This is a genomic window from Winogradskya humida (genome assembly GCF_016862215.1).
Classification (GTDB): domain Bacteria; phylum Actinomycetota; class Actinomycetes; order Mycobacteriales; family Micromonosporaceae; genus Actinoplanes; species Actinoplanes humidus.
Window position 1 is genome coordinate 48145 of sequence record NZ_BOMN01000033.1, and the last position, 25381, is coordinate 73525.

The 25381-nt window shown below is 69.7% G+C and carries 23 protein-coding genes and 1 pseudogene; 12 read left to right on the top strand and 12 right to left on the bottom strand.

Annotated features, from left to right (window positions below):
- Position 1: 1 nt before the first annotated feature.
- Complete coding sequence (locus Ahu01nite_RS14480; protein ID WP_203837026.1) at positions 2-1126, bottom strand: DegT/DnrJ/EryC1/StrS family aminotransferase; 1125 nt, start codon at positions 1124-1126, stop codon at positions 2-4.
- On the bottom strand, positions 1126-2100 hold the full coding sequence (gene pseB, locus Ahu01nite_RS14485; protein WP_203837106.1) for a UDP-N-acetylglucosamine 4,6-dehydratase (inverting): 975 nt from the start codon (positions 2098-2100) through the stop codon (positions 1126-1128). Before pseB ends, Ahu01nite_RS14480 begins: the two co-directional genes overlap by 1 nt.
- A gap of 205 nt (positions 2101-2305) precedes the next feature.
- On the opposite strand from pseB, the gene Ahu01nite_RS14490 reads away from it, so the two are divergent.
- The 7 genes from Ahu01nite_RS14490 (at position 2306) to Ahu01nite_RS14520 (ending at position 10208) form a co-directional block, all read left to right on the top strand.
- The gene (locus Ahu01nite_RS14490) at positions 2306-2548 is read left to right on the top strand and encodes an acyl carrier protein (RefSeq protein ID WP_203837107.1); all 243 of its coding nucleotides are present in this window, start codon (positions 2306-2308) and stop codon (positions 2546-2548) included.
- The gene (locus tag Ahu01nite_RS14495; protein ID WP_203837027.1) at positions 2541-3278 is read left to right on the top strand and encodes an SDR family NAD(P)-dependent oxidoreductase; all 738 of its coding nucleotides are present in this window, start codon (positions 2541-2543) and stop codon (positions 3276-3278) included. The genes Ahu01nite_RS14490 and Ahu01nite_RS14495 overlap by 8 nt, the downstream gene beginning before the upstream one ends.
- On the top strand, positions 3275-4609 hold the full coding sequence (locus Ahu01nite_RS14500; protein ID WP_203837028.1) for an AMP-binding protein: 1335 nt from the start codon (positions 3275-3277) through the stop codon (positions 4607-4609). Before Ahu01nite_RS14495 ends, Ahu01nite_RS14500 begins: the two co-directional genes overlap by 4 nt.
- 82 nt (positions 4610-4691) lie before the next feature.
- Positions 4692-5729 carry a LuxE/PaaK family acyltransferase gene (locus Ahu01nite_RS14505; protein WP_203837029.1) on the top strand — a complete coding sequence of 346 codons (1038 nt, stop codon included), beginning with the start codon at positions 4692-4694 and terminating at the stop codon, positions 5727-5729.
- Entirely contained in the window at positions 5726-6925 is a 1200-nt protein-coding gene (locus tag Ahu01nite_RS14510; RefSeq protein WP_203837030.1) for an acyl-CoA reductase, read from the top strand. Before Ahu01nite_RS14505 ends, Ahu01nite_RS14510 begins: the two co-directional genes overlap by 4 nt.
- Before the next feature lie 14 nt (positions 6926-6939).
- Positions 6940-7920 (top strand): glycosyltransferase family 2 protein, encoded by a 981-nt coding sequence (locus Ahu01nite_RS14515; protein ID WP_203837031.1) that lies wholly within the window; start codon positions 6940-6942, stop codon positions 7918-7920.
- Positions 7917-10208, top strand: a complete 2292-nt coding sequence (locus Ahu01nite_RS14520; protein WP_203837032.1) for a hypothetical protein — start codon at positions 7917-7919, stop codon at positions 10206-10208. The genes Ahu01nite_RS14515 and Ahu01nite_RS14520 overlap by 4 nt, the downstream gene beginning before the upstream one ends.
- On the opposite strand, the gene Ahu01nite_RS14525 is transcribed toward Ahu01nite_RS14520, so the two are convergent.
- Positions 10193-11182 (bottom strand): glycoside hydrolase family 113 protein, encoded by a 990-nt coding sequence (locus Ahu01nite_RS14525; RefSeq protein WP_203837033.1) that lies wholly within the window; start codon positions 11180-11182, stop codon positions 10193-10195. The two genes, Ahu01nite_RS14520 and Ahu01nite_RS14525, sit on opposite strands and share 16 nt — an antisense overlap.
- Before the next feature lie 53 nt (positions 11183-11235).
- Between Ahu01nite_RS14525 and Ahu01nite_RS14530 the strand changes: the two genes are divergently transcribed.
- Entirely contained in the window at positions 11236-11820 is a 585-nt protein-coding gene (locus Ahu01nite_RS14530; RefSeq protein ID WP_203837034.1) for a TetR/AcrR family transcriptional regulator, read from the top strand.
- Here the strand turns inward: Ahu01nite_RS14530 and Ahu01nite_RS14535 are convergent.
- Positions 11790-12320 (bottom strand): MarR family winged helix-turn-helix transcriptional regulator, encoded by a 531-nt coding sequence (locus Ahu01nite_RS14535; protein ID WP_203837035.1) that lies wholly within the window; start codon positions 12318-12320, stop codon positions 11790-11792. The two genes, Ahu01nite_RS14530 and Ahu01nite_RS14535, sit on opposite strands and share 31 nt — an antisense overlap.
- A gap of 86 nt (positions 12321-12406) precedes the next feature.
- Here Ahu01nite_RS14535 and Ahu01nite_RS14540 point away from each other — a divergent pair, with 86 nt between their 5' ends.
- Positions 12407-13300: an NADP-dependent oxidoreductase gene (locus Ahu01nite_RS14540; RefSeq protein WP_203837036.1), complete on the top strand. Its 894-nt coding sequence runs from the start codon at positions 12407-12409 to the stop codon at positions 13298-13300.
- Between the two features lie 213 nt (positions 13301-13513).
- Here Ahu01nite_RS14540 and Ahu01nite_RS14545 read toward each other — a convergent pair whose 3' ends face one another.
- The 4 genes from Ahu01nite_RS14545 to Ahu01nite_RS14560 are packed head-to-tail and all read right to left on the bottom strand — an operon-like array spanning position 13514 to position 17716.
- Positions 13514-14689, bottom strand: coding sequence for an MFS transporter (locus tag Ahu01nite_RS14545; protein WP_203837037.1), 1176 nt, complete (start codon positions 14687-14689; stop codon positions 13514-13516).
- Between the two features lie 9 nt (positions 14690-14698).
- Positions 14699-15106 (bottom strand): MerR family transcriptional regulator, encoded by a 408-nt coding sequence (locus tag Ahu01nite_RS14550; RefSeq protein WP_203837038.1) that lies wholly within the window; start codon positions 15104-15106, stop codon positions 14699-14701.
- Between the two features lie 29 nt (positions 15107-15135).
- Positions 15136-16578, bottom strand: a complete 1443-nt coding sequence (locus Ahu01nite_RS14555) for a SulP family inorganic anion transporter (protein WP_203837039.1) — start codon at positions 16576-16578, stop codon at positions 15136-15138.
- A 34-nt stretch (positions 16579-16612) separates the two neighbouring features.
- Positions 16613-17716 carry a serine hydrolase domain-containing protein gene (locus Ahu01nite_RS14560; protein ID WP_203837040.1) on the bottom strand — a complete coding sequence of 368 codons (1104 nt, stop codon included), beginning with the start codon at positions 17714-17716 and terminating at the stop codon, positions 16613-16615.
- 106 nt (positions 17717-17822) lie between these two features.
- On the opposite strand from Ahu01nite_RS14560, the gene Ahu01nite_RS14565 reads away from it, so the two are divergent.
- Entirely contained in the window at positions 17823-19085 is a 1263-nt protein-coding gene (locus Ahu01nite_RS14565; protein ID WP_203837041.1) for a sensor histidine kinase, read from the top strand.
- Positions 19086-19102: 17 nt separating this feature from the next.
- Positions 19103-19747 (top strand): response regulator, encoded by a 645-nt coding sequence (locus Ahu01nite_RS14570; protein ID WP_203837042.1) that lies wholly within the window; start codon positions 19103-19105, stop codon positions 19745-19747.
- On the opposite strand, the pseudogene Ahu01nite_RS14575 reads toward Ahu01nite_RS14570, so the two are convergent.
- Both Ahu01nite_RS14575 and Ahu01nite_RS14580 read right to left on the bottom strand, forming a co-directional pair.
- Positions 19744-20031 (bottom strand): annotated as a pseudogene (locus Ahu01nite_RS14575) (type II toxin-antitoxin system PemK/MazF family toxin); the annotation flags it as partial. The gene Ahu01nite_RS14570 and the pseudogene Ahu01nite_RS14575 overlap by 4 nt on opposite strands.
- Before the next feature lie 19 nt (positions 20032-20050).
- Positions 20051-20392, bottom strand: a complete 342-nt coding sequence (locus Ahu01nite_RS14580) for a DUF6196 family protein (RefSeq protein WP_203837044.1) — start codon at positions 20390-20392, stop codon at positions 20051-20053.
- Between the two features lie 255 nt (positions 20393-20647).
- Between Ahu01nite_RS14580 and Ahu01nite_RS14585 the strand changes: the two genes are divergently transcribed.
- A complete protein-coding gene (locus tag Ahu01nite_RS14585; RefSeq protein WP_203837045.1) occupies positions 20648-22780 on the top strand; it encodes an MMPL family transporter in 2133 nt (710 codons plus the stop codon).
- Here Ahu01nite_RS14585 and Ahu01nite_RS14590 read toward each other — a convergent pair.
- Positions 22777-22950, bottom strand: coding sequence for a CsbD family protein (locus tag Ahu01nite_RS14590; protein WP_203837046.1), 174 nt, complete (start codon positions 22948-22950; stop codon positions 22777-22779). The two genes, Ahu01nite_RS14585 and Ahu01nite_RS14590, sit on opposite strands and share 4 nt — an antisense overlap.
- 30 nt (positions 22951-22980) lie before the next feature.
- A complete protein-coding gene (locus Ahu01nite_RS14595; RefSeq protein ID WP_203837047.1) occupies positions 22981-25299 on the bottom strand; it encodes a putative bifunctional diguanylate cyclase/phosphodiesterase in 2319 nt (772 codons plus the stop codon).
- Positions 25300-25381 lie beyond the last annotated feature (82 nt).

Here is a 25381-nt window from a genome sequence, read left to right on the forward strand (position 1 = left end):
GTCAGCTCTCCAGAATGGTGCGCAGGGTCTCGATCACGCGGTCCTGGTCCGCGTCGGTGAGGTCGTAGAAGAGCGGCAGGGACAGCTGCTCGGCGTAGAAGGCCTCGGCGTTGGGGCACATGCCACGCTGGTAGCCGAGGTCCTCGTAGAGCGGGTGCCAGTACACCGGGATGTAGTTGACCTGGACGCCGATGCCGGCCGCCCGCATCCGCTCGAACACCTCACGACGGCGACCGCCCTGGACGCGTACGGGATAGAGGTGCCGCATCGGATCCACATAGTCCCGGGTGACCGGGAGTCGCAGGCCGGGCACGTCCGCCAGGAACTCGTCGTAGCGCGCGCTCAGCGCGACCCGCCGTGCCTTGAAGTCCCCGAGCCGGCGCAGCTGGGAGCTGCCCAGCGCGCACAGCACGTCGGGGAGCCGGTAGTTGAGACCGAGCTCCTGCACCTCGTAGAACCAGGGCCCCTCGTCGGTGCGGCGCAGCACGGCGGGATCCCGGACGAGACCGACGGTCCGGAAGATCCGGGCCCGCTCCAGCAACGCCGGATCGGTGGACGCGACAGCGCCGCCCTCCGCGGTGGTCAGGTTCTTCGTCGGGAAGAACGAGAACGTCGTCAGGTCGGCCAGCGTGCCGACCGGCCGGCCCCGGTACGTGGAGCCGATGGCGTGCGCCGCGTCCGCGATCAACGTGGCGTCAGCGCTGTCCGCGATCTTGCGCAGTTCGTCGTACTCCGCGGGGTGCCCGGCGTAGTCGACCGCCGCGATCGCCCGGGTGCGCGGGGTGATCGCCGCTTCGACCGCGTACGGGTCGAGGTTGGCGGTGTCCTCCTCCACGTCGGCGAAGACCACGGTCGCGCCGAGCGTGGTGGCCGTGCCCGCGGTGGCCCAGAACGTCATCGGGGTGGTGATGACCTCGTCGCCCGCGCCGATCCCGGCCGCCGCGTACGCCGTGTGCAGCGCCGCGGTCCCGTTGCTGACCGAGACGCAGGGCGCACCGGCGATCCGGGCCAGGTCGTTCTCGAAGAGGTCGACCTTCGGCCCGGTGGTGAGCCAGTCACTGCGCAGTGCCGCGGTGACCGCCTCGATGTCGGCGTCGGTGACGTTCTGCCGCCCGTAGGGCAGCATCACGGCTCCTTGATGAGGTCGCGCATCTCGTCGACCTCCAGCCAGAGGTCGTTGTTGTCGGAGCGGTAGTTGAAGCCGTCCGGCACCAGCTCGCCGCCCTCGGGCGTCTTGTAACCCCAGCTCGCGACGACGGGCTGCACGACGTAGCGGTCCGGGAAACGTAGCGTCCGGCGGCTGTCGTCGGAGGCGATCATCTCCTCGTGCAGCTTCTCGCCGGGGCGCATGCCCATCTCGTGCGTGGGCGCGTCCGGCGCGACGGCCTCGACCAGGTCGAGGATGCGCATGCTCGGGATGCGCGGCACGAACAGCTCGCCGCCCTGCATCACGTCGAAGGAGTCGACGACGAACTTGACCGCCTGGTCGAGGGTGATCCAGAAGCGGGTCATCCGCTTGTCGGTGATCGGCAGGCTCTTGCCCTCGGCGTTGAGCTTGCGGAAGAACGGCACGACCGAGCCGCGGCTGCCCATCACGTTGCCGTATCGCACGACGGAGAGGCGGGTCGGGTGCGTCGCGGCGTAGTGGTTGCCCGCGATGACCAGCTTGTCGGCGACCAGCTTGGTGGCGCCGTACAGGTTGATCGGGCTCGACGCCTTGTCCGTGGAGAGCGCGACGACGCGCTGCACGCCGGCGTTGATCGCGGCGTCGACGACGTTCTGCGAGCCGTTGATGTTGGTCGCGATGAACTCCGAGGGGTTGTACTCGGCGGTGTCGACCTGCTTGAGGGCGGCGGCGTGGATCACGTGGTCGACGCCGTGCATCGCCCGGGCGAGCCGGTCCTTGTCGCGGATGTCGCCGATGAAGAAGCGCAGGCGCGGGTCGTCGCCGAACATCTGGCGGACCTCGTACTGCTTCAGCTCGTCGCGGCTGAACACCACGATGCGTTGCGGGTCGAGATTGGCCAGCGCGTAACCCAGGAACGCCTTCCCGAAGGAGCCGGTGGCTCCGGTTACCAGGATGGAAGATCCGTTCAACACACTCATAATTGCTCCCGGGGGGTGGCACGGGTTTTGAACATTCGACTTTCGGAGCGGAAGCATAACCGCGTGATCTGGCAATTCCAGGGGCGCCGACAGATGCCAGCCGCAATTCACGTCGAGTTCAGCTTCGCTTGGTCGTGCCGTTGCGGGAGCTGCGGCATGGTGGGTTCCTTCGCCCATCCGCCCTTGGAGTAACACCGTGATTGAGCTGCAGCGACTGCGTGAAACGTTCCGGACCGCGCTTGACCTTCCGCCGGACGCCCCCGTGGACGACCTGCACTACCAGGACAACGAGAAGTGGGATTCGCTGGCCCACATGGCGCTTGTGGCGGCGATCGAAGATGAATTCTCGGTAATGATCGACACCGACGACGTCATCAACATGTCCTCATTCGCGGAGGCTGTGCGAATTCTTGGTAAATACGGGGTGGACTTCGATGCCTGATCGGGTTGCGCTCATTACCGGCGCATCCCGGGGTATCGGCAACGCGGTTGCGCGCCGGCTCGCCGAGCAGGGTTATGACCTCGTCGTGCACGGTCATCGCGCCGACGCTATTGAAGAGGTCGCCGAACAGCTCGCCGACAAACACGGCGTAACTGTATTTGCTACGCATGGTGACATTTCTGATCCGGCGACGAGTAAAGCGATGATGCGGCTCGCCTTCGAGCGATTCCGCCGGCTCGACGCGCTCGTGGTCAACGCGGGCACGCACGCCGCCGGGATGCTCGGCATGATCGACGACGCGACCGTGCAACGGCTCTTCGCCGTCAACGCGGTCGGGGCGGTGAACACGTTGCAGGGGGCGGTGCGGCTGCTGGGTCGTGGGCGTACCCCCGCTGTGGTCTTCGTGTCCTCCGTCACCGGCGGCGCGGGCGTGGCCGGTCAGGCGATCTACGCCGCGTCGAAGGCCGCGGTCAGCGGTCTGACCCTCTCCGCCGCGAAGGAGCTCGGCCCGCGTGGCATCCGGGTCAACGCCGTGGCGCCGGGCTTCATCACCACCGACATGCTCGACACGCTCGACACCGACGGCCGCGCTCAGCGGATCGCGCAGACCGCCCTCGGCCGCCTCGGCGAGCCCGAGGAGGTCGCCGACGTCGTGGCGTTCCTGCTCTCCGAGCAGGCGCGTTTCGTCACCGGTCAGGTGCTCGGGGTCGACGGAGGAATCTCGCTGTGAACCTGCTCCATCCCGGGGCCCGGGTGCTCGACGCCGAGACCGGCGCGACCCTGAGCCCCGGCGAGGTCGACGCCGCCGCAGCCGCGTTCGCGCAGCTGCCGCCCGGCATCGTCTTCGCACTCACCCCCACCGAGCTCGGCGCGGTCGCGCGCTATCTGGGTGCGCTCGCCGCCGGGCGTCCCATCGCGCTGCTCGACCCCGAGCTCGACCCCGAGGTGCTGCACGCGCTGGTCGAGCGGTTCGGCCCCGTGCAGGTCACCGGCGTGAGCTCGGCTCCGCCTGCCGACTACCGCGCCGAGGGTGACACCTGGCTGCGTGAGACACCGGCGATCGAGCCGCATCCCGACCTCGCGCTGCTGCTGACCACCAGCGGCTCGACCGGCAACCCGAAGCTGGTGCGGCTGTCGCGGGCGGCGGTCGAGGCCAACGCCGCGGCCATCGCGGACAGCCTGGAGATCACCCCGGACGACGTGGCCCCCACGACACTGCCGCTGTTCTACACGTACGGCCTGTCGGTGCTGAACAGTCACCTGCTGCGCGGCGCGACGGTGGTGCTGGAACGCGGCGGCATCCTGCAGCGCGGCTTCTGGACAGTGGTCGCCGAGCGGGGCATCACGACGCTCGCGGCGGTGCCGTACCAGTACGAGATGCTGCGTCGCCTGCGGTTCGACCCGGCCGCGCACCCCAAGCTGCGCACCCTCACCCAGGCGGGTGGGCGGTTGCGCACCGAGCTGGTGCAGGACTTCGCCGAGCGCATGGCGACCGTCGGCGGCCGGCTCTTCGTGATGTACGGCCAGACCGAGGCCACCGCGCGCATGGCGGTCCTCCCGCCCGACCGGATCAAGGACAAACTCGGCTCCGCCGGACTGCCGATCCCCGGTGGGTCGTTCTCCGTCGACAGCGACGAGGTCGTCTTCACCGGACCCAACGTCATGATGGGGTACGCCGACAGCGCCGCAGACCTCGCCAAGCCGGACGAACTCGGCGGGATCCTGCGCACCGGCGACCTCGGCCATCTCGACGACGAGGGCTTCCTCTTCCTCACCGGTCGCCTGAAGCGCATCGGCAAGGTCTTCGGTGTCCGCGTCAACCTGGACGACGTCGAGCGCACCCTCGCCGCGCACGGCGCGATCGCCGCCGTCGCCGGCGACGACAAGCTGCACGTCTTCGTCGAGGGCGCGGACGCCGACCGGGCCCGCGCGATCCGCGGCGAGCTGGCCGCGTTCCTCGGCACCCACTTCACCGGGCTCGACGTCCGCGGCATCGACGCGTTGCCGCTGCTTCCGACCGGGAAAGTCGACTACCGGTCGCTGGAGGCCCGGGCGGTATGACCGATTGCACCGAGCGGCAGCTGGCGAGAGCCGGAAACGGCCTCGAACGCGAGGGCCATGAGGGCATACCTAAGGAGGCTCAGTGAGTGTGTTCACCCTGTCTCAGGCGGAGCGGGAGGCGTTGCTGCACAAGGAGCTTTCCGAGCTCACGCAGCATCACCGCGCCAACTGCGCGGAGTACGACCGGATCCTTGCCGCTTCCGGGTTCACGTCGGCTGCCACGGTTGCGGAGTTGCCGTGGTTGCCCGTACGCCTCTTCAAGAACCTGGAATTGAAGAGCATCCCGGACGACGAGGTCTTCAAGGTCCTGACCTCGAGCGGCACCACCGGCGAGGTCAGCAGGATCTATCTGGACAAGGCCGCCGCCGCGACGCAGACCCGGCAGCTCGGCGCGACCATGCAGACCGTGCTCGGCCCGCGCCGCCTGCCGATGATCCTGGTCGACTCGAAGGGCCTGCTGAAGGACCGCCGTTCGTTCAGCGCGCGCGGCGCCGGGGTGCTGGGCATGGCGACCTACGGGCGGGACCACGCCTGGGCGCTCGACCCCGAGGGCCACCCGGACATCGAGGCCCTGCGCACGTTCCTCGACAAGCACGGCAGCGAGCCGTTCCTCATCTTCGGCTTCACCTACCTCGTCTGGCTGCACCTCTACGAGGTCGCGCGGGACAACGGGCTGGACCTGAGCAACGGCATCCTGATCCACTCCGGCGGCTGGAAGAAGCTCGTCGACCAGGCCGTATCGCCCGAGGAATTCCGGCGCCGGCTCAAGGACGACACCGGGCTTACCCGGATGCACAACTTCTACGGCATGGTCGAGCAGATCGGCACGGTCTTCCTGGAGGGTCCCTCCGGCGGCTCGCTGTACTGCCCCGACTTCGCCGACGTCATCATCCGTAACCCGCGGACCTGGGAAGAACAGCCGGTCGGCGAGCCGGGGCTGATCGAGGTCGTGAGCACGCTGCCGACCTCGTACCCGGGGCATGTCCTGCTCACCGAGGACCTCGGTGTCCTCGACGGCGTGGACGACGGCGACTGGCCCGGCAAACGTTTCTCCGTCCTCGGGCGGCTGCCTCGTGCGGAGGCCCGGGGCTGCTCTGACACGTACCGGGAGGCATCATGATTTTCCGCTTCGGCGAACTCACCGAGGACCTGACCGCGCCTTCCGAAGATCGGCTCAGCGTCGGGGATCCGCGGGTGGTGGACTTCCTGTCGCGGTTCGCGCGGAAGCTGCTCGCGCCTGCGGTCGCGCGTAAGCACCCGGAGTTGGGGTCGCTGGGCTACTTCCTGCGGCCGGCGGAGCTCAAGCGCGCCGCGAGCCGGATGACCAGGGACGACGGAACGTACGTCTTCCCGCGCGGCAACGTCTTCCACGTGCCCCCGGCCAATGTGGACACGATCTTCGTGTACTCGTGGGCGCTGTCCGCGCTCGCCGGGAACCACAACGTCGTGCGCATCTCGTCGCGCTCGGCCGGCGCCGCGGAGACCGTGCTGGAGACGCTGAACGCGACCCTGCCCGACGCCGACCCAGTTATCGCGCGTACCCAGCGGATGATCACGTACGGTCGCGACGACGCCCTGACCGCCGCGCTCAGCGCGTGGTCCGACCTGCGGGTCATCTGGGGCGGCGACTCGGCGGTCACCACGATCCGCAAGCACCCGCTGCGCCCGTCCGGCCGCGACCTGACGTTCCCCGACCGCACCTCGTGGGCCGCGCTGTCGGTGCCCGGGTGGCGCTCCGCCGATCCCGGTGCCCAGCGTGCCGCGGTGCTCGGGTTCTCCAACGACGCGTACTGGTTCGACCAGGCCGCCTGCTCCTCGCCCCGGACAGTCTTCCTGGTCGGCGGCTCACCTGAACAGGCCGGCGAGGTACGCGAGGAGTTCCTCACGGTGCTCGCCGAGGTGGTCGCGCAGCGCGGCTGGGTGATCGACGCCGCGATGGCGGTGGAGAAGCGGGTCAACGCGTACGAGCTGGCCGCGACCGGAGCGGTGTCAGCGGTGGCGTTCCCGGACAACACGATCACCTCGCTGTCGCTGAGCGAACCCGGCGATGCGCCGCGGCGCTGGATCGGCGCGGGGGCGTTCCCCTTCGCGCACGTCGCCACGCTGGCCGATCTGGTGCCCGCCATGAACCGCCAGGACCAGACGTTCAGCCACTTCGGCTTCGCGCCGGCCGACCTGCGCTCGTTCGCCGAGGCGCTGGGTGGCCGGGGCGTCGACCGCATCGTCCCGTTCGGCTCCGCGCTCACCTTCAGCGCGATCTGGGACGGCTACGACCTGCCGCGCGAGTTCACGCGGCTGACCACGCTCGAGACATAGGGGATCCGCCAGCCGTGAGCAGCATCGTCCTGTCGGTCGTCGTACCGATGTACAACGAGGAAGCGGTCATCCCCGCCCTGATCGAACGTCTGCGGCCGGCGCTCGACGGGCTCGGCGTCAGCTACGAGGTCGTCGCCGTCGACGACGGCAGCGCAGACCGCACGGCCCAGCTGCTGTTCGAGCACGGCCGCACGTGGCCGGAGCTGCGCCTGGTCAAGCTGAGGCACAACAGCGGCCACCAGGCGGCGCTCACCGCAGGGCTGCACCGCTCGCTCGGCGAGTGGGTGGTCAGCATCGACGCCGACCTGCAGGACCCGCCGGAGACCATCGCCGAGATGCTGAGCACGGCGCGGGAGCACGGCCTCGACGTCGTGTACGGCGTGCGCTCCGACCGCAGCACCGACACGTTCTTCAAACGGCACACGGCCGGGGCGTACTACAAGCTGATGCGCCGGATGGTCGGCGCCGACGTGCCCTCGCAGGCGGGTGACTTCCGGCTGCTCAGCCGTGAGGTGGTCGACGTGCTCAAGGTGCTGCCCGAGCGCACCCCCGTCTACCGGCTGCTCGTGCCGTCGCTGGGCTTCTCCTCCGGCAAGGTCGCGTATGCCCGGGAGAAGCGCGCCGCCGGCGAGACCAAGTATCCGCTGCGCAAGATGGTGGCCCTGGCCTGGGACAGCGCCGCGAACTTCTCGGCCGCCCCGTTGCGGATCGCGACGTGGCTCGGCGCGATCGCGTTCGCGGCCTGCATCGCGCTGATGATCTTCGGCGTCGTGGTCTACTCCAACGGCACGGTGATCCCGGGCTGGACCTCGCTCTTCCTCGCGGTGCTGCTGCTCTCCGCGGTGCAACTGATCTGCCTGGGGCTGCTGGGCGAGTACGTCGCGCGGATCTACAAGACCGTGCAGAACCGTCCGACGTTCCACATTGGATTCGACTCCGCCACGGCCGAGCCGCCGGCGATCCCGCAGCAGCGGACCGCGGCGGGAGCCCGGTGACCAGCGTTCTGACCCGACCCGCTCCACCCGCGGTGGCGACCCCGCCGCGGTTCCGGGTCGGAGCGCTGCTGCCCTGGGCGCTGGTGACGGTCGTCTACGTCGCCGCACTGCTCAACGCCGACACCCCCGCCAAGGACATCGCGATCTACGGCGTGTACCTCGTGCTCGGCATCGTCGTGCCGGGCACGCTCGTCTGGCGGGCCGTGCGCGGCAGCCGGGGCAACCTGCCCGAAGACCTCGGACTCGGCGCGGGTACCGGCCTGTTCGTGCAGCTCGTGGGCTGGGCGATCGCCGCTGCCATCGGGCTCCAGCAGGTCCTCTGGGCCTGGCCCCTGCTCGTGATCGCGGCCTTCATCGCCGTGCCGTCCCTGCGCCGGCACTGGCGTATCGCCGACCCGCAGCCGTTGCCGCTGCGCTGGGCCTGGATGATCTGCGCCGCGCTGCTCGTCATCGTCGCCTGGGGCGCGGTGGCCTGGTCGGGCGCCCCCATGCCGCCGTTCGCCGGGGCGTACTACCAGGACGTGATGTACCACCTCTCGCTCGTGCACGAGATGACGCGCTCGATGCCGTTCGAGGTGCCCCAGCTCGCCGGGGACACGTTGCGCTACCACTACCTGTCCGACGCCGACATGGCCGCGGCCAGCATGATCACCGGCATTCCCGAGCACGTCGTGCTGCTGCGGCTGTGGAACGTGCCGATCGGGGCGATCGGGGTGCTGGTGACCGCGGTGCTGGCCCGCGAGGTGATCGGCAAGTGGTGGGCGGGGCCGCTCGCCGGGGCGCTGGCGTTCATCGGGATTCCGCTCAGCCTGGGTGCGCCGCTCATGGCGTACGGGACATCGGCTCTGGTTTTTGCGAGCCCTTCCCAGACGTACGCCATGCCGCTGCTCGGTCTTCTCGCCCTGATCGCCGTGGATGTGCTGCGCGGCCGGCCGCTCGGACCGCTCTGGTACGTGACCCCGCCGCTCGCGCTGGCCGTCGCCGGATCCAAGTCCAGCGCCCTGCCACCGCTGGTCGCGGGCATCGGCCTGGCCGGTCTGGTGCTGTGGATCCGGCACCGGAAATTCCCGCTCAGGATCGCGCTGTTCCTGGTCGCGGTGCTCATCCCGATGATCATCGGCACGAAGCTGTTCGCCGGTGGTGGCGCGGGAACCCTGGGGATCCAGCCGTTCGCGGTGATCCGGTGGATGGACCCGTACTCGATGAGCCTCGGTCAGGACGACGGCATCTCGCCCAACGGTTTCCTGCCGCCGGGCCTCGCCGGCGCCGACGCCAAGGGCTGGGTCTTCGCCATCGGCATCATCGGCTGGTGGCTGCTGATGGAGTCGCCACGGCTGCTCGGCATCCTCGGGATCGGGAACCGCAGGATGCGCGCGGACCCGGTCGCCTGGATGTTCGGCGGCATGATCGTCGCCGGGACCGCCGCGACGTGGCTGCTCTGGCACCCGTCGGCCAGCATGCTCTATTTCTTCCTCTGCATGGTGCCGTTCGGGTCGGTGCTGACCATCTGGTTGCTGGCCGAGAACGTACGCCGCTGGTGGGTGCCCCTCGCCGGACTGCTCGCGGGTGCCGCGTGGGCGCTGATCGCACCCGCCGTTGCCCGGCCCGAGGACCGCACGTCGTGGTCCCAGTGGTCGTGGGCGCTGGGTCTGCCCGTGCTGCGCACCCTGGGGTTCGTCGTCGCAGGCGCGATCCTTGTCCTGGTCATGCGCAAGAGCTACCGCTCGCTGGTGGTCGCCGTGGTCGCCGCCGTTGCCGGGGCGAGCCTGGCCTACGGCACTTCCAGCTACACCAAGTCGTGGTGGAACGCCGAGTTCGGCCCGGCGCCGGCAGCGGCCGCACCCGCCCGGCAGCTCACCAGGGCGGAGATGCGGGCCGCGCTGTGGCTCGACGAGAACGCGGGCAACGACGACGTGGTCGCCACCAACGTGCACTGCCAGCCGATCGGGCGCGCCAAGCCGTGCGACGCCCGCGCGTTCTGGGTCGCGGGTCTCGGCGGACGGCGCACCCTCGTTGAGAGCTGGGGATACTCGGACGCCACCGTGGCCGCGAACGGGGTGAACGGGATCAAGTACCCGTTGCAGCCCGCTCCCGGCCCGGCGTTGTTCGCGCTGAACGAGCGGGTGTTCACCACCGCCGACGGGGCTGATGTTCGTCAGCTGCGGGAGGCGTACGGCGTGAAGTGGCTCTTTGCCGACGGCCGTGCCGGAACGGTCTCCCCGCAGCTGGCCACGCAGGCGAAGGTTGCCTACACCGCGGGCAGCGTCACGATCTACGAGCTCGAGTAGAAGTCACCGACCGCCCGGAACGATTCCTTCGGCGCCCACGTGCCGTCCTCACCCACCCTGACGATGCCGTAGCTCGCCAGGTCGAGGTCGTCACGTGGGTCGCCGTCAGGGCGGTGCGGGAACGACGACAGGGCGAAGGTGAACACGAACGCCGTGTCGATCCCGCCCGCGTCGAAGATCTCCAACAGCTCGCGGATGTACGCGCCCTGGCCCGCCTCGTCGCGCTCGTAGACGCCTTTCAGCCTTACGGGCGTACCGGCTTCGTCGTTCTCGACGATCTGCATTCCCTGCGCGCCGACGTCGCCTGCGTTCCGGTAGCTCGCCGTCCCGAACTCGGTGACCGCCACCGGCTTGGTCTCCGCAGCGAGGATTTTCACACCCGCCGCGAACTGGTCGACGATCTCCTTCGAGCGGTACAGATCGACCGAGATGATGTCGAACGGCGTCCAGTCGACCTGCTCGAGCTGCACGGACGCGTACGTGACCGGGCCGCCGAACCGCTCGCGGACAACCTTCACCGCCCGGCCCAGGAACTCGTTGATCTGCGCCGCCAGCCCCGGAATCCGCTGCCGGTCGGTCAGCAGGGCCGCGACCCGCTCATCGGTGTTCGCGCCGGGCAGGAAGCCCAGGGCCATCAGGCTCAGCTCCGCGCCGGTGACGAAGACGACCTCGGCGCCGCCCGTCCGCAGGCGCTCGGCCCGGTCGGCGCAGTCGGCGAACAGGTCCAGCATCTCGTCCGTGGTCAGGTCCAGCGGATACGGCGAGAACCAGACCTCCAGGCCGAGCTGGGCGGCGTACCGTGCGGCGATCTCGATCCGCCCGGCGTCACCGCCCATGATGCGCACGGTGTTGCAGTGCAGGTCGTCGCGGATGACTGTCAGGTCCCGCTCGACCTGCTCCGGCTCGAAAAAATCGCGTGAGTTCCGTCCCCTGAGGACCCATCCGGTGTCGTAGCTGATGCCTCTACCTCGCATGGCTCTTAAGGTACTCCACGTACCCTATATCGTCTACGGTACGGTCAGTACCCATGGGATCGTCACGGCGCCGCGGGCCCGAACTCGAACAGGCGATCCTGCGCGCCGCGGTCGAGGAGCTCACCGAATCCGGCTACGCGGGCTTGACCATGGACGGCGTAGCCGCCCGGGCCGGCACCAACAAGAACGCGATCTACCGCCGCTGGCCTTCGCGGGCCACGCTCGCCCTGGCCGCCTATCGCGAGCTGATCGGCGCCGACCGGGACCCGCCCGACACGGGCACGCTCCGAGGCGACGTAATGGAGTTGCTGCGAGGCGCCAACAACCACCTGGCCGCACCGGCGGTCAGCGGCATCGTGCTGGGACTGCTGGCAGCCGCCGCCGACGACCCGGACCTGATGGCCCAGCTGCGCGACAGCATCATCGACGCGGGCTCAGGCCTGTGGCTGACCGTGCTCGGCCGCGCGGTGACCCGCGGCGAGATCCCCGAGAAGGCCTTGAAACCGAGGGTGGCCACGGTCGCCATCGCCCTCCTGCGCAACGAATACGTCACCCGTGGCACGTCCTCGGTCCCGGACGCCGTCCTCACCGAGATCATCGACGACGTCTACCTGCCGTTGTTGCGCTCCCCCCGCTGAGGCGGGCTCCCGGTGGTCCGTCGGGGTTTGGCCGAGCGGGGCGGTGCGCTGCGCATCTGCGCCCGGACCCGCCCGAGGATGTCGGTGATCGCCGCGATGTCCGCGTCGCCGAGTGGCGTCAGGAACAGCCGGCGCACCACCTCGATGTGGCCGGGCATCACCTTGAAGAGCACCGCGCGCCCGGCGTCGGTCAGCGTCACGATCACGCTGCGTTCGTCGTCCTCGGCTGACGCGCGCGTGACCAGCTTGGCTTTCTCCAGTTGCGCGGCCTGGTAGGTGAGCCCGCTGCGGCTGTAGACCAGCCCGTCCGCGAGATCGGTCATCCGGCGCCGCCCGTCCGGAGCGTCGGCCAGCGTCGCGAGGATCTGGAACTGCGGCGTGGTGAGCCCGCCGTCCTCCTTCAGCTGCTGCTCGACCGCATGCTCCAGCAGGGCAGCAACGTCCTTGAGCGCCAGATAGGCGGTCAGCTGTCGCGGGTCGAGCGGCGTGGTATCGGTCACCAGCTCATCCTACTTGCTTCGAGTTCGAAGCATGCTACGGTAACCAAGTACTTCGAGTTCGAAGCAAAAACTTTTCGGAGGTAGTCATGAAGGCCATGCGATTCCACGAGTTCGGCGGCGCCCTTCAGCTCGACGAGACCGAGCGCCCGGTGCCGGCCGACGGTCAGGTCCTGGTCCGCGTCGCGGGAACGTCGTTCAACCCGGTCGACGTCGCCATTCGCGCCGGCTTCCTCCGCGATCAGATGCCCGTCACACTGCCGCACACCCCGGGCATTGACCTCGCGGGCACCACGGAAGACGGACGCAAGGTGATCGCGTTCCTCCCGATGACGGAGAACGGCGCCGCCGCCGAATGGGTCACCGTCCCGGCCGAGCTCCTGGCCGACGCGCCTGCCACGATCCCGCTCGCCGACGCGGCTGCCATCCCGTCTGCCGCCCTGACCGCCTGGCAGGCCATCCACGAGCACCTCGCCGTCAAGCCCGGCCAGCGCATCCTGATCAACGGTGCGGGCGGCGGCGTCGGCGGCTTCGCGATCCAGTTCGCCAAGCAGGCCGGCGCCCACGTCCTCGCCACCGCCAGCCCCCGTAGCCGCCAGTCGGTCAGCGAGGCCGGCGCCGACGAGATCATCGACTACACGGCGCAGCCCCTGACCGCCGCGATCACCACCCCGGTCGACGCGATCCTGACCCTCGTCCGAGCCGACGACACAACCATGGCCGGCCTGGTCACCCTCGTCAGCCCTGGCGGCACGGTCGTCAGCACCCAGTCCCCAGCCCCGGCCGACCCCATCCGCAACATCACCACCAGCAACATGTACGTCCGCAGCGACGCAACCCAGCTCACCGCCATCGCCGCCGCCGTGGACGCGGGCACCCTCCGCATCGACATCTCCGAGCGCCACCCCCTGACGGACCTCCCCGCCATCCACGACAAGGCCATGACCGGGGCCTTCCGCGGCAAGGTCATCATCGAGCTCTGACCGCCGCCTCAACCGATGAGCCTCAGTACCAGCGCCACGCTCTCCCGAGCGTCTGCCGGACCCAGCGCCAGGCTCTTCCGAGCGTCTGCCGGACCCAGCGCCAGGCTCTTCCGAGCGTCTGCCGGACCCAGCGCCCCGGGAGCGGCTCGGTGCCCCACACAGTCCGGGGACCCTGAGCCGCTCGCCGGTAGCCGCCCTTAACCCAGCGCTCGATCAGCTCACTTCCTCATACACTCGGATTGTTGATGCCAGGGCGGCGGTGGCGAGGCAGACGGCGGCCAGCAGGAGGACATAGGGCACGCCGAGGCCGCGGCCCAGGGCGAGGCCGCCGAGCAGGGGAGCGAGCACCGGGCCGGACTGCTGGGAGAGGGCGAGCGCCGCGTTGTAGCGTCCGCGCAGCTCGTCGGGTGCCAGGTCGTTGACGAGTGCGGGCAGCGTCGGTGAGAGCAGGGTCTCGCCGACGGCGAAGACGCCGAGCGCGGCAACGATCAGCGCCGCGTGGCCCGCCCCGAAGGCCAGCAGCACCCAGGCGCCCGCGAAGACAACGGCCGACGCGGCGGCCACGCGTAATCGGGAGCGGCCGCGGGCCCAGGCGAGCACCGGGAGCTGGCAGGCCAGCAGCACCGCGATGTTCACCGCGAACGCGATCCCGGCGACCCGCGACGACTGCCCGCCCGGGCCGGTCACCCAGGCGGTGAAGATCGCGCTCGGCTGGGCCAGGGCGAAGACCGTGAGCAGCGTGTTGACGACCAGGACCCTCAGCAGCGCCCGATCCCGCAGCACGACGCGATAACCACCGCCGGTGTCGGTGGAAGTCACCACGGGGGCCGGGACCAGCAGCATCGCCGCCGCCAGTGCCACGTAGGAGACGGCATCCACGAGCAGAATCGCCACATACGGCCCGGCCGTCGAGCCCACCGTCACGAACCCGGCGATCAGCGCGCCCGCACCGAAAGCCGCGTTGGCGCTCGTGTAGCGCAGCGCGAAGACCGCGCCCCGGGACGAGGCCGGCACCAGTTGCGCCAGCAGGCTCGCGAAGCTGTTCCACGTCAGGCCGCCCGAGAAGCCGTAGACGACGGCAGCGAGCAGTGCCCAGCCCAGGCTCGTGGCCACGGTGAAGAGCGCGATGCCGGCCCCGCCCACGAGCAGCCCGCCCACGAACGCCGGACGCGCTCCGGCACGGTCGACCAGAGGCCCGGTCAGCGGCACCACCACGAGCCCGGCCACACCGGAGACGGCGAGGACAGCTCCGGCCGTACCCAAGGGGAGATCTCGCACCGCATGCAGATAGACCAGGAGAAACGGCATGGTGAGACCGCTGCCCAGACAGGACAGCGCGTTCATCCCCAGCGCGAGCCAGGCGTCACGACCGAGCGGCGGAACCCTCACAGGCCCAAACTAGGCGGGGGGTACGACATGAATGTCGATGTGATCCTGGATCTGGCCGGCGAATCCCTCGGCCATGGTCAGCTGGTCGCGCAGGGCTGTGACCCGTGCCTGGGCCGCCTCGTGGAACATCGTCAGGCGGTCGAGCAGCGCGGCGCGGTTGTCGGCGGGGTCGGCCTCGGTGAGCGAGTCGAGGAGTGCGAGGAGGTCGCGCATCTCGTCGAGGGTGAAGCCGAGCGGCTTCATGCGCTTGACCACGGCGAGACGGGCGAGGTCGGGCTCGGTGTAGAGGCGGAAGCCGCCCTCGCTGCGGGCCGACGGCATGATCAGTCCGGCTTCCTCGTAGTGCCGGATCGTGCGGATGCTCAGTCCGACGCGCTCGGCTGCCTCGCCGATCTGCATGTGCCGTCCCGTGGTCATCCCCATAGTGTGCCCGTCGTGGGAAAAGGTCAGGAAAGCGTCCCGGCCAGCCGGTCACGCAGCTTCGCGCTCGGCGGGTTGAGACCGGTGATCTCCACCGTCTTGCCGCGGGCGGCGTACTTGGCGCTGATGGCGTCCAGGGCGGCGACCGACGAGGCGTCCCAGATGTGTGCCTGGGACAGGTCGATGATCACCGAGTCGGGATCCTCGGCGTAGTCGAACCGGGTGACCAGGTCGTTGCTGGAGGCGAAGAAGAGCGACCCGTGCACCGAATAGATCCGGGTGCCGCCGGCGGGGTCGAGGACGCTGGTCACCTCGACCAGGTGGGCGACGCGGCGGGCGAAGATGACGGTCGCGGTGAGGACCCCGAGCACCACGCCGATCGCCAGGTTGCGGGTGGCCAGGGTCGCCGCGACCGTCACGACCATGACGATCAGCTCGCCCGGGGGCATGCGCCGCAGGGTGGCCGGGGTGATGCTGTGCCAGTCGAAGGTGCCGACCGAGACCACGATCATGACCGCGACCAGGGCGGCCATCGGGATCAGCGCGACCACGTCGCCGAGGGCCACGACCAGGATCAGCAGGAAGACCCCGGCCAGGAACGTGGAGATGCGGGTACGCGCGCCCGACGTCTTCACGTTGATCATCGTCTGGCCGATCATGGCGCAGCCGCCCATGCCGCCGAAGAAGCCGGTGACGATGTTGGCCACGCCCTGGCCCCAGGCCTCGCGGGTCTTGTTCGAGCGGGTGTCGGTGATGTCGTCGACCAGCTTCGCGGTCATCAGGGTCTCCATCAGACCCACCAGAGCGACAGCCAGCGCGTACGGAAAAATTGTCTGCACCGTCCCGAAGCTGAACGGCACGTCGGGCAGTGCGAACATCGGCAGGCTGTCCGGCAGTGCGCCCTCGTCACCGACCGTCGGCACCGCGACGTGCACGCTCACCGTGAGAACCGTCAGGGCGAGGATCGCGACCAGGGGCGCCGGTACGACCCTGGTGAACCGGGGCAGGATCCAGATGATCGCGAGCGCCGCGGCGACCAGCGGATAGACCAGCCAGGGGACGCCGATCAGATGCGGCACCTGGGCCACGAAGATCAGGATGGCCAGCGCGTTGACGAAGCCGACCATGACGCTGCGGGGGATGAAGCGCATCAGCTTGGCGACCCCGAGCAGGGCCAGCACGATCTGGATGAGACCGCCGAGGATGACCGTGGCGAACAGGTAGTTGACGCCGTGCTCGCGGACCACCGGCGCGACGACCAGGGCAACCGCCCCGGTGGCCGCCGAGATCATCGCCGGGCGCCCGCCGCAGACCGCGATCGTCACCGCCATCGTGAACGACGCGAAGAGCCCCACCCGCGGGTCGACCCCGGCAAGGATCGAGAAGGAGATCGCCTCGGGGATGAGCGCCAGGGCGACGACCAGCCCGGCCAGCACCTCGGTACGCAGGACGCGGGGAGAGATCAGCACCGGCGAACCCTACCCTCCCGTAAGAGGAGAGTTGCTACCCGCCCACAACGGCCGCGTGGATCGTGGCGGCGATGCCCTCCATGGGGTCGTCGTCGGTCGTGCCGAGGTAGTTCTTGGTGATCGCCAGCGAGAGGCCCAGCTCGGGGTAGAAGCCGGCGAGGCTGCCGCCGTTGCCGCTCCAGCCGAAGCGGGTGCCGCCGAGCTGGGAGACGTACCCCATCGTCTTGGGCAGGTCGCCACCGAACGCCCAGTCCGGGCCTTCCGTCAGGACCGTCGTGACCTCTTTGAGGCGTTCCGGGGAGATCAGGCGTACGCCGTCCACCTCGCCCATCAGTGCCGCGTACATGCGCGCGATGGCCCGGGCGCTCACCGTGGCCACCGCGGGGATGTCGGTCTGCAGGATGTCGCGGCGGTTCGCGAGGCCGGACTCCGGGCGTACGTTCGGCGGGGCGATCGCGTCGAAGTTCTCGATGTGCTGGCTGAGGAGTTCCAGGGCCTGGCGCCAGTTGCGGTCCTTGAGCCGCGCGACCCGGTTGATGTCCTGCGGGGGCACCCCGAAGAACAACTCCCGCTCGCAGCCCAGCGGCCGGGCGATGTCCTCGGCCAGCACCCAGGCCAGGGGCCGCTGTGTGGCGCGCCGCACGACCTCGCCGATCAGCCAGCCGTACGTCCATTCGTGGAAGCCGTGCCGGGTGCCGGGCTCCCACGTCGGGGTGGCGCCGGCGATGGTGCGGCACATCCTGTCCCAGTCGAGGAAGTCCTCGGCGGTCGTGTACGACGGCAGCGTCGGCACCCCGGCGGCGTGCAGCAGCGCGTGCCGCAGTGTGGCGCCCTTCTTGCCGTGTTTACCGAACTCCGGCCAGACGTCCGCGATGAGCAGGTCGTAGTCGAGTTTCCCCTTCTCGACCAGGACGTGCACCGCCGTACTCGTGAGACCCTTGCCCGTCGAGAAGCTGAAGAAGGGCGTCTCCGGCGTGACGGGCGCCCCGGTCGACTCGTCGGCGAGCCCGCACACCGAGTTCACGATGAGCTGCCCGTCGAGGTAGGCGGCGACCTGCACGCCGATCTCCCGGCCCGCGAAGACCAGCGATTCGATCTGTCGCTGCACCTTTGTCTGCAGCTGCGCCCAGTCGCTCACATTTCCAGCATGGCGCAGAACAGACAGCTGGGTGGGGTTAACCCTACTTTCGCGCGGGGGGTCTGCGGGCTCGGCCGGGGTGCCGCCGATGCCTAGGGTTTGACCCATGAGAGCTCTGCGTCAGCTAGGAACCGACTCCTCCTACGTCCTGCTCGGCTTCCCGCTGGCGCTGATCACGTTCGTCCTGGGCGTGACCGGCTTCTGCCTGGGCCTCGGCACGGCGATCATCTGGTTGGGCGTGCCCATCCTGATGGGCACGCTGATGATGTCCCGCGGATTCGCCGTGCTCGAACGCAACCGGATCGGCCCGGTGCTCGGCTATCAGCTGCCACCGACCCGCTACAAGAGCGCGAAGCCGGACGCCGGGTTCGGCCGCAAGCTGATCACCCCGGCCACCGACGGGCAGTCTTGGCTCGATCTGCTGCATGCCGTCTTCCGGCTGGTCCCGGCGATGTTCGGCTTCGTCGTCGTGATCTCCTGGTTCGCCGTGGCGCTGGGCGGCATCACCACCCCGCTATGGGACTGGGCGATCCCGCGCGGCCCGGACCAGCACGACCTGCCCGAACTGCTCGGCCTGGGCGACGCCGCCTCCACCCGGATCATCTTCCACATGTGCCTGGGCTTCTTCTTCATCGGCACGCTCTTCCCGGTTGTCCGCGGTGTCGCGCTGCTCGAAGCCCAGTTCGGCCGGGCCCTGCTCAGCGGCATGACCACGCTGCGAGCCCAGGTCGCCGAGGCGAACGCCGACCGTGACACGGCCCGGGCCCAGAAAGCCGCCGCGGTCTCCGCCGAGGCGATCGCCCTGCGCCGGCTGGAACGCGACATCCACGACGGCCCGCAGCAGCGCCTGGTCCGGCTCGCCATGGACCTCGGCCGCGCCGAGCAGCAGTTCGCCACCGACCCCGACAAGGCCCGGGCCACCGTCGCCGAGGCGCTCACCCAGACCCGCGAAACCCTCGACGAGCTGCGCGCCCTCTCCCGGGGCATCGCCCCGCCGATCCTGGTCGACCGTGGCCTGAAGGCGGCCCTGACCGCCCTCGCCGGCCGCTGCACGATCCCGGTCGACCTGGACGCCCCCGCGATGGACCGCTTCGACCCGTCGGTGGAGAGCACGGCGTACTTCGTGGTCGCGGAAGCCCTGACGAACGTCGCCAAGCACAGCAACGCACTGGAGGTCCAGGTATCGGTCCGCCGGGCGGGCAACGGCCTGATGCTCACCGTCGCGGACGACGGCGTGGGCGGCGCCAGCCAGGCGAAAGGCCACGGACTCGCGGGCCTCGCCGACCGGGTTGAGGCCGCCGGCGGCGTCCTGAGCCTCGAGAGCCCGGCCGGGGCGGGCACGACGCTGACGGTGGCCCTCCCGGTCTGACCGCTACGCTCGTCGGCATGCGGGTGGTGATTGCCGACGACGCCGTCCTCCTGAGGGAGGGCCTGGTCCGGCTCCTGGAGGAGAACGATTTCACGGTCGTGTCCGCGGTCGCCGACGGCCCGTCCCTGGTCAAGGCGATCGTCGACCACCGTCCCGACGTCTCCATCGTGGACGTCCGGATGCCGCCCAGCCACACCGACGAAGGCCTGCGAGCCGCGGTCGAGGCCCGGCTCAAGGTCCCCGGCAGCCCGATCCTGGTCCTCTCGCAATACGTCGAGGTCGAATACGCCGACGACCTGCTCGCCGACCGCCGCGGCGCGGTCGGCTATCTCCTCAAGGACCGCGTCGCCGTGGTCGCCGAATTCCTCACGGCCCTGCGCCAGGTCGCCGGCGGCGCCACGGTCCTCGACCCCGAGGTGGTCGCCCAGCTCCTCGTCCGCCGCCGCCGCGACGACCCCCTGCGAGCCCTCACCCCCCGCGAACGCGAGGTGCTCGGCCTGATGGCCGAGGGCCGCTCCAACAACGCCATCGCCCGCAAGATCGTCGTCACCGACGGCGCCGTCGAAAAGCACGTCCGCAACATCTTCACCAAACTCAACCTGCACCAGGACGAAGAACAACACCGCCGCGTCCTAGCCGTCCTCACCTACTTGCAGGGTTAAAGGTCGACCATGTAGCGAAGGTTGCGCCGGACCTGCCCGATCTCCAGATCCTTGAGCGTCCACCACGGGTCAGCGCGCAGGAACCTCCGCGTGTCAACGGTCCGGAGCTGGTCGGTGATGACCCAGTTGGGCTCGTCGTGCGGGTTCAGGATCCGGACCCGATTGCGCAGCCGCCGGTCCTTGCTGGTGATCGGGGCGACGGTGGCCATCCGCCCGGCCATCGCGCGCAGGTGCAGCTCGGAACTGACGATGACCACGGGTCGCGCCCCGGCCTGCTCATGACCCTTCGGTGGGGTCCAGGTCCTAAGCCCGCAGCTCGTGGAGGGCCTGGAGGACTTCGGTGCGGAGTTGAGCCGGGCAGCCCCAGTAGTCGTAGATGCCGCCGCGAGTGCTGTTCTGGCCGCAGGTGACGAAGACGCCGGTGCCGAGCTCGCGTTTGAGGTGGGTGGCCAGCCAGCCGACGAAGCCGCTGTTGTCCAGCTCCGGCGGGAAGTGGAACGACACGACGACGAAGCGCTCGCCTGCTGACGGGTCGGCCGGGGCGAGCCAGGACCAGCTGTCCTCGTCGCGTACGACGGCGAGCATGTCTGTTGTCAGCGCGGGCGGCTGGGTGAGCGGTGGCGAGGGTGCGGACGTAGGGAACACGCGGCCAGTGCGCGGCCGGGCTGCCCGTGGCGGCGAAGTGGGTCCAGGTGGTGACCATCTGCTGGGGCAGGGCGGGTTGGGGCGCTCCGGGCAGCTCGTCGATGTCGAAGAGCCTGGCCCGGCCGGCCGCTCCGATTATCAACCGACGGGTGGTGAAACCCATCCGTCAACCGGTGGATGGTGGGGGTAGCACCACCACGAAGCGGGAGGCTGGCGGGTTCGTTACCGGGCAGCGTTCTTCATAGCGTTTTCGGTATGAAGAAGAGCGAAAACGTCACGGGGATCGCGGCTCGGGCCGCGGTGTGGAGTGCGCGGCATCGCACTCTGGCGATTCTTGGGTGGATTGCGTTTGTGGTCGGGGTGACCGTGCTGAGTGGACACTTCGGCACGCTCGAGGCGACGGAGAGCGACACGGGGCACGGGGATTCGGGGCGGGCGGATCGGGTCGTTGCGGCGGCGGGGTTTCCGGAGCGGCCGGCGGGGGAGTCGGTGCTGGTCCAGGGGGCAGGGCGGGAGGCTGCTGTCGCCGATGTCACGAAGATCTTGACGGGGCTGGCGGCGGTCGGGGACGTGGCGAAGCCGGTGGTGTCGCCCGACAAGGGGTCGACGCTGGTGTCGTTCACGATGGCGGGGGACTCCGAGACCGCGAAGGATCGGGTGCAGCCGGTGCTGGATGCCGTGGCCGGCGTACAGAAAAAGTATCCGCAGTTGTATGTGGCCGAGGCCGGGGATGCCAGCGGGGATCTGCTGATCGGGGATGCGCTGGATGAGGGGCTGACCCGGCTGTCGATGCTGTCGATCCCGATCACGCTGGGGATTCTGCTGGTGGCGTTCGGGGCGCTGGTGGCCGCGCTGCTGCCGGTGGGTCTTGCCGTGACCGCGGTGGTCGCGGCGACCGGTTTGCTCGCGTTCGCCAGCCGGTGGGCGCCGACCGTGGATACGACCATGCACGTGATGTTGCTGGTGGGGCTCGCGGTCGGGGTGGACTACTGCCTGTTCTACATCCGGCGGGAGCGCGATGAGCGGCGGCGTGGGGCCGATCCGCATCGGGCGCTGGTCATCGCGGCGCAGACGTCGGGGCGTTCGGTCTGGGTCTCCGGTCTCACCGTCATCGTGGCGATGGCGGGCATGTTCCTCACCCGGGATGCCGTGTTCACGAGCTTCGCGGTCGGCACGATCCTGGTCGTCGCGACCGCGGTGCTGGGGAGCCTGACCGTCCTGCCGGCGCTGCTCTCCACGCTGGGTGACCGGGTCGACTCGATCAAGATTCCGGGGCTGTACCGGCGGAACAGCGAGGGCCGGGTGTGGAAGGCGATCCTGCGGGTCGTGCTCGCCAAGCCGCTGATCTCGGCGGTGCTCGCCGTCGTGGCGCTGGGCGCGCTGGCCGCGCCGATGCTGGACATGAAGACCCGGGGCGAGGGCGGCGTGACGGATCTGTCGCCCAAGTTGCCGATCGCGCAGGCCATGGCCCGGATCAACGAGGCCTACCCGAGCGACCAGGCCACGGCGCAGGTCGTCGTGCAGGCGCCCGCGGTCAAGAAGTACGAGAAGGCGCTGGCGAAGCTCGGTAAGGAGATCGAGATCAACCCCGCCGGGACGGTCGCGGTGGTCAGGGTTCCGATCCCGGGTGATGGCAATGACAGTACGTCCAAGGCCGCGGTCGACGACCTGCGTGCGAAGGCGCCGGACGGTTTCCAGGGCGCGACCGTGCTGGTGACCGGGGACACCGCCGAGAACATGGACTTCGCGAACCGGCTGACCAGCTCGCTGCCCTGGGTCTTCGGGTTCGTGCTGGGGCTCGCGTTCCTGCTGCTGCTGGTGTCGTTCCGGTCGGTCGTGGTCGCGGCGACAGGTGTGCTGCTGAACCTGCTGTCGGTCGGGGCGGCGTACGGAATGCTGGTCTTCGTCTTCCAGTACGGACACTTCGAGAACGTGCTCGACTTCAGGTCGGGCGGCGGGATCACCGTGTGGATGCCGCTCTTCCTGTTCATCATCCTGTTCGGGCTGTCGATGGACTACCACGTCTTCGTGCTCAGCCGGATCCGCGAGGGCTACGACGGGGGCATGTCCACGCGGGAAGCGGTGTCGCGGGGCATCGGCAGCACGGCCGGGGTGATCACGAGTGCCGCGGTGGTGATGGTGGCGGTCTTCGCCCTCTTCGCGACGCTGCCGCTGATCTCGACCAAGGAGCTGGGAGTCGGGCTGGCCGCCGCGGTGCTGCTGGACGCCACACTCATCCGGGCGGTGCTGCTGCCCGCGGTGATGGCGCTGCTCGGCGAGCGCAACTGGTGGCTGCCGCGCTGGCTGAACTGGTTGCCGAAGGTCTCACACGAGCCCGCCCCGGTGGAGAACGCACCGGAGCGGGAACTCGTACAAGCGGGTTACTAGCTCTTGAAGGCGTCCTTGATGGCTTCGCCGGCCTGCTTCAGCTTCGAGCTGGACTGGTCGGCCTTGCCCTCGGCCTCGAGGCGCTCGTTGTCGGTCGCCTTGCCTACGCCCTCTTTGACCTTGCCGCCGAGCTCCTCGGACTTGTTCTCGATCTTGTCATCGGCAGCCATGTCAACCTCCAGGGGGACGGTGAGAACTTCCTACGACCTGGGGGTACCCGCCGTCAGCTCCGGCAACCCTGTATCGGGCTGTGAGAAAGCCGGGGTCAGCGAAACCCCGGCGCCGAGCAGCTCACCGAGCCTGGCGGGTGGCATCGGGCGGGCGAAGTAGTAGCCCTGCGCGGCAAGATAGCCCAGCTCCAGCAGCTGCTCGGCCTGCTCGGCGGTCTCCACACCCTCGGCCACCGCGTGCAGGCCGAGCACCTGGGCGAGGTGGATCACCGCCGCCGAGATCGGCACCCGGTTGTCGATCGGCGTCTGGGTGAACGAGCGGTCGAGCTTGATCTCGTCGATCGGGCAGTCGTGCAGCAGGGTCAGCGTCGAGTGGCCGGTGCCGAAGTCGTCGAGCGAGATGCGTACGCCCAGCGCCCGCAGCCGGTGCAGGTTGGTGACCGACTGCCCCGGCTCCACCGCCATGGTCTCGGTGATCTCCACAACGATCCGGTCCGCGGTGATCCGGTGCTCGGCGAGCAGCGCCGCCACCGCGTCCGCGAAACCGGCCTCGCGCAGGTCGCGCGCCGACACGTTGACGTTGAGAACGCCCGGGGCGGCCTCCTTGTGCTCCGCGATCCACGCGGCGAGCTGCGCGAACGCCGTCCGCAGCACCCAGCGCCCCAGCGGGACGATCAGCCCGGTGCGCTCGGCGACCGGGATGAACGAGTCGGGCGCGAGCGTGCCACGGGTGGGGTGGGCCCAGCGGACCAGTGCCTCCGCGCCGATGATCCGGCCGTCGTCGAGGGAGACGATCGGCTGGTAGAGCAGGAACAGCTGGCCGTCGGTGATCGCCTCACGCAGCTCCGCGCCGAGGTGGGCATGGTCGCTGCCGGTGGTGGCCATGGTCGGGTCGTAATGCAGGTACGCCGTCCCGTGCAGCTTCTTCGCCGCGTACATCGCGATGTCGGCGTGCCGCAGCAGCACCGACGCCTCGTCCCCGGTCCGCCCGTCGGCGATCCCGATGCTGGCCCGGATCGGCAGCTCGTGCCCGTCCGCGTAGATCGGCTGGTGCAGCGCGTTCATCATCCGCTCGGCGGCCAGGTCGGCGGCGGCCGGATCGGCGTCGTCGAGGACCACGACGAACTCGTCGCCGCCGAGACGCGCGACGGTGTCCTCGACGCGTACGCACCCCTCCAGCCGCTTGGCGACCCCGATCAGCAACTGGTCGCCGACCTCGTGGCCGAGCGTGTCGTTGACCTCCTTGAAGTCGTCCAGGTCGATCAGCGCCACGGCGACGGGCCGGTCCCCGGGTGCGGTCAGCGCCGTGTCCAGCCGGGCGTGGAACAGCACCCGGTTGGGCAGCTGGGTGAGCCCGTCGTGGGTGGCGCCGTGGTCGAGGCGGGCCAGCAGCTTGCCGTTGTCGCGGAAGGCGAGGCTCTGCCGGATGACGACCAGCGCCATGAGCATGACCGCGGCGCCGACGACGACACCCTCGTCGGGGCTGTCACTGACGGTGACCGAGATCAGCAGGGTGTCGACGGCGGCCACGGCGGCGTATGGCAGCAGGCTGAACGGCCGTCGCCGAGGCTCGATCACTCCCCGGCGCTTCGTCGCCACCCCGGCGGCGGTGCGCTGGCGGTCTGCGGCCCAGGCGGCGAGGAAGAAGACGAACGGGGGGCCCACCATGCTCGGGAAGAGGGCCGGGTCGACCTTCTCGAACAGCGGCCGGAACATCGGGCCGACCGCGCCGACGAACATCGCCACGCCCAGCAGCCGCAGCGCCTTGTTGTCCACGTGCAGGCGGCTGGTGAGCACGAACTTGACGACCGCGAACACGGCGAGCAGCGCGATGAGGGTGACCAGCAGCGACAGGTAGACGCCGGTCTTGTCGTTGCTCTCCAGCGCCTGACGGGTGGAGTAGTGCCAGATGAACACCGCGGCCGCCAGCGCGACCGTGGCGGCGTCGAGCACGATCCGGACGATCTCCCCGGCGGACTGGCGGCCGAGGGGGAGGCGGAAGAGGGCGTACATGACGACCAGGACCGCCGGGCCGCAGAAGGCGAGCAGGCCCGGACCGCTGTGTGGGCCGTGCGGGTCGGCGGTGGTGAGCACTTCGATCGCCTGCGCCGCCATCCCGCCCGTGACCAGGGCGACGGCCACGGTCAACTGCCGCCAGAACCGCTGTGTGGGCAGCGGGAGCGCCGCGCTGCGGGCAGTGCGGAGCAGCACCAGGAACGCGATGATCCCGCTGGCGACCACCGGCAGCCAGAGCAGGAACCGGGGGCCGACCGGGTGAACAAGGTTCAGAGCGACCCACAGCAGGGCGAACAGCGCTGTGCCCGCGGAGGCCCGCATCAGCCGGTCCACGCTCGCCCCTTCCCGATCGGTCAAAGGTCCTATCGGTCGTGCCGGGGCGCGTGTGAGTTATTCGTGGGGCGTCCAACCAGGG

Coding starts and splice junctions, on each gene's coding strand:
- Ahu01nite_RS14480 (WP_203837026.1), bottom strand. CDS start 1,126: ATGCTGCCCTACGGGCGGCAGAACGTCACCGACGCCGACATCGAGGCG.
- Ahu01nite_RS14495 (WP_203837027.1), top strand. CDS start 2,541: ATGCCTGATCGGGTTGCGCTCATTACCGGCGCATCCCGGGGTATCGGC.
- Ahu01nite_RS14510 (WP_203837030.1), top strand. CDS start 5,726: ATGATTTTCCGCTTCGGCGAACTCACCGAGGACCTGACCGCGCCTTCC.
- Ahu01nite_RS14525 (WP_203837033.1), bottom strand. CDS start 11,182: ATGCGAGGTAGAGGCATCAGCTACGACACCGGATGGGTCCTCAGGGGA.
- Ahu01nite_RS14530 (WP_203837034.1), top strand. CDS start 11,236: ATGGGATCGTCACGGCGCCGCGGGCCCGAACTCGAACAGGCGATCCTG.
- Ahu01nite_RS14540 (WP_203837036.1), top strand. CDS start 12,407: ATGAAGGCCATGCGATTCCACGAGTTCGGCGGCGCCCTTCAGCTCGAC.
- Ahu01nite_RS14550 (WP_203837038.1), bottom strand. CDS start 15,106: ATGACCACGGGACGGCACATGCAGATCGGCGAGGCAGCCGAGCGCGTC.
- Ahu01nite_RS14565 (WP_203837041.1), top strand. CDS start 17,823: ATGAGAGCTCTGCGTCAGCTAGGAACCGACTCCTCCTACGTCCTGCTC.
- Ahu01nite_RS14570 (WP_203837042.1), top strand. CDS start 19,103: ATGCGGGTGGTGATTGCCGACGACGCCGTCCTCCTGAGGGAGGGCCTG.
- Ahu01nite_RS14585 (WP_203837045.1), top strand. CDS start 20,648: ATGAAGAAGAGCGAAAACGTCACGGGGATCGCGGCTCGGGCCGCGGTG.
- Ahu01nite_RS14590 (WP_203837046.1), bottom strand. CDS start 22,950: ATGGCTGCCGATGACAAGATCGAGAACAAGTCCGAGGAGCTCGGCGGC.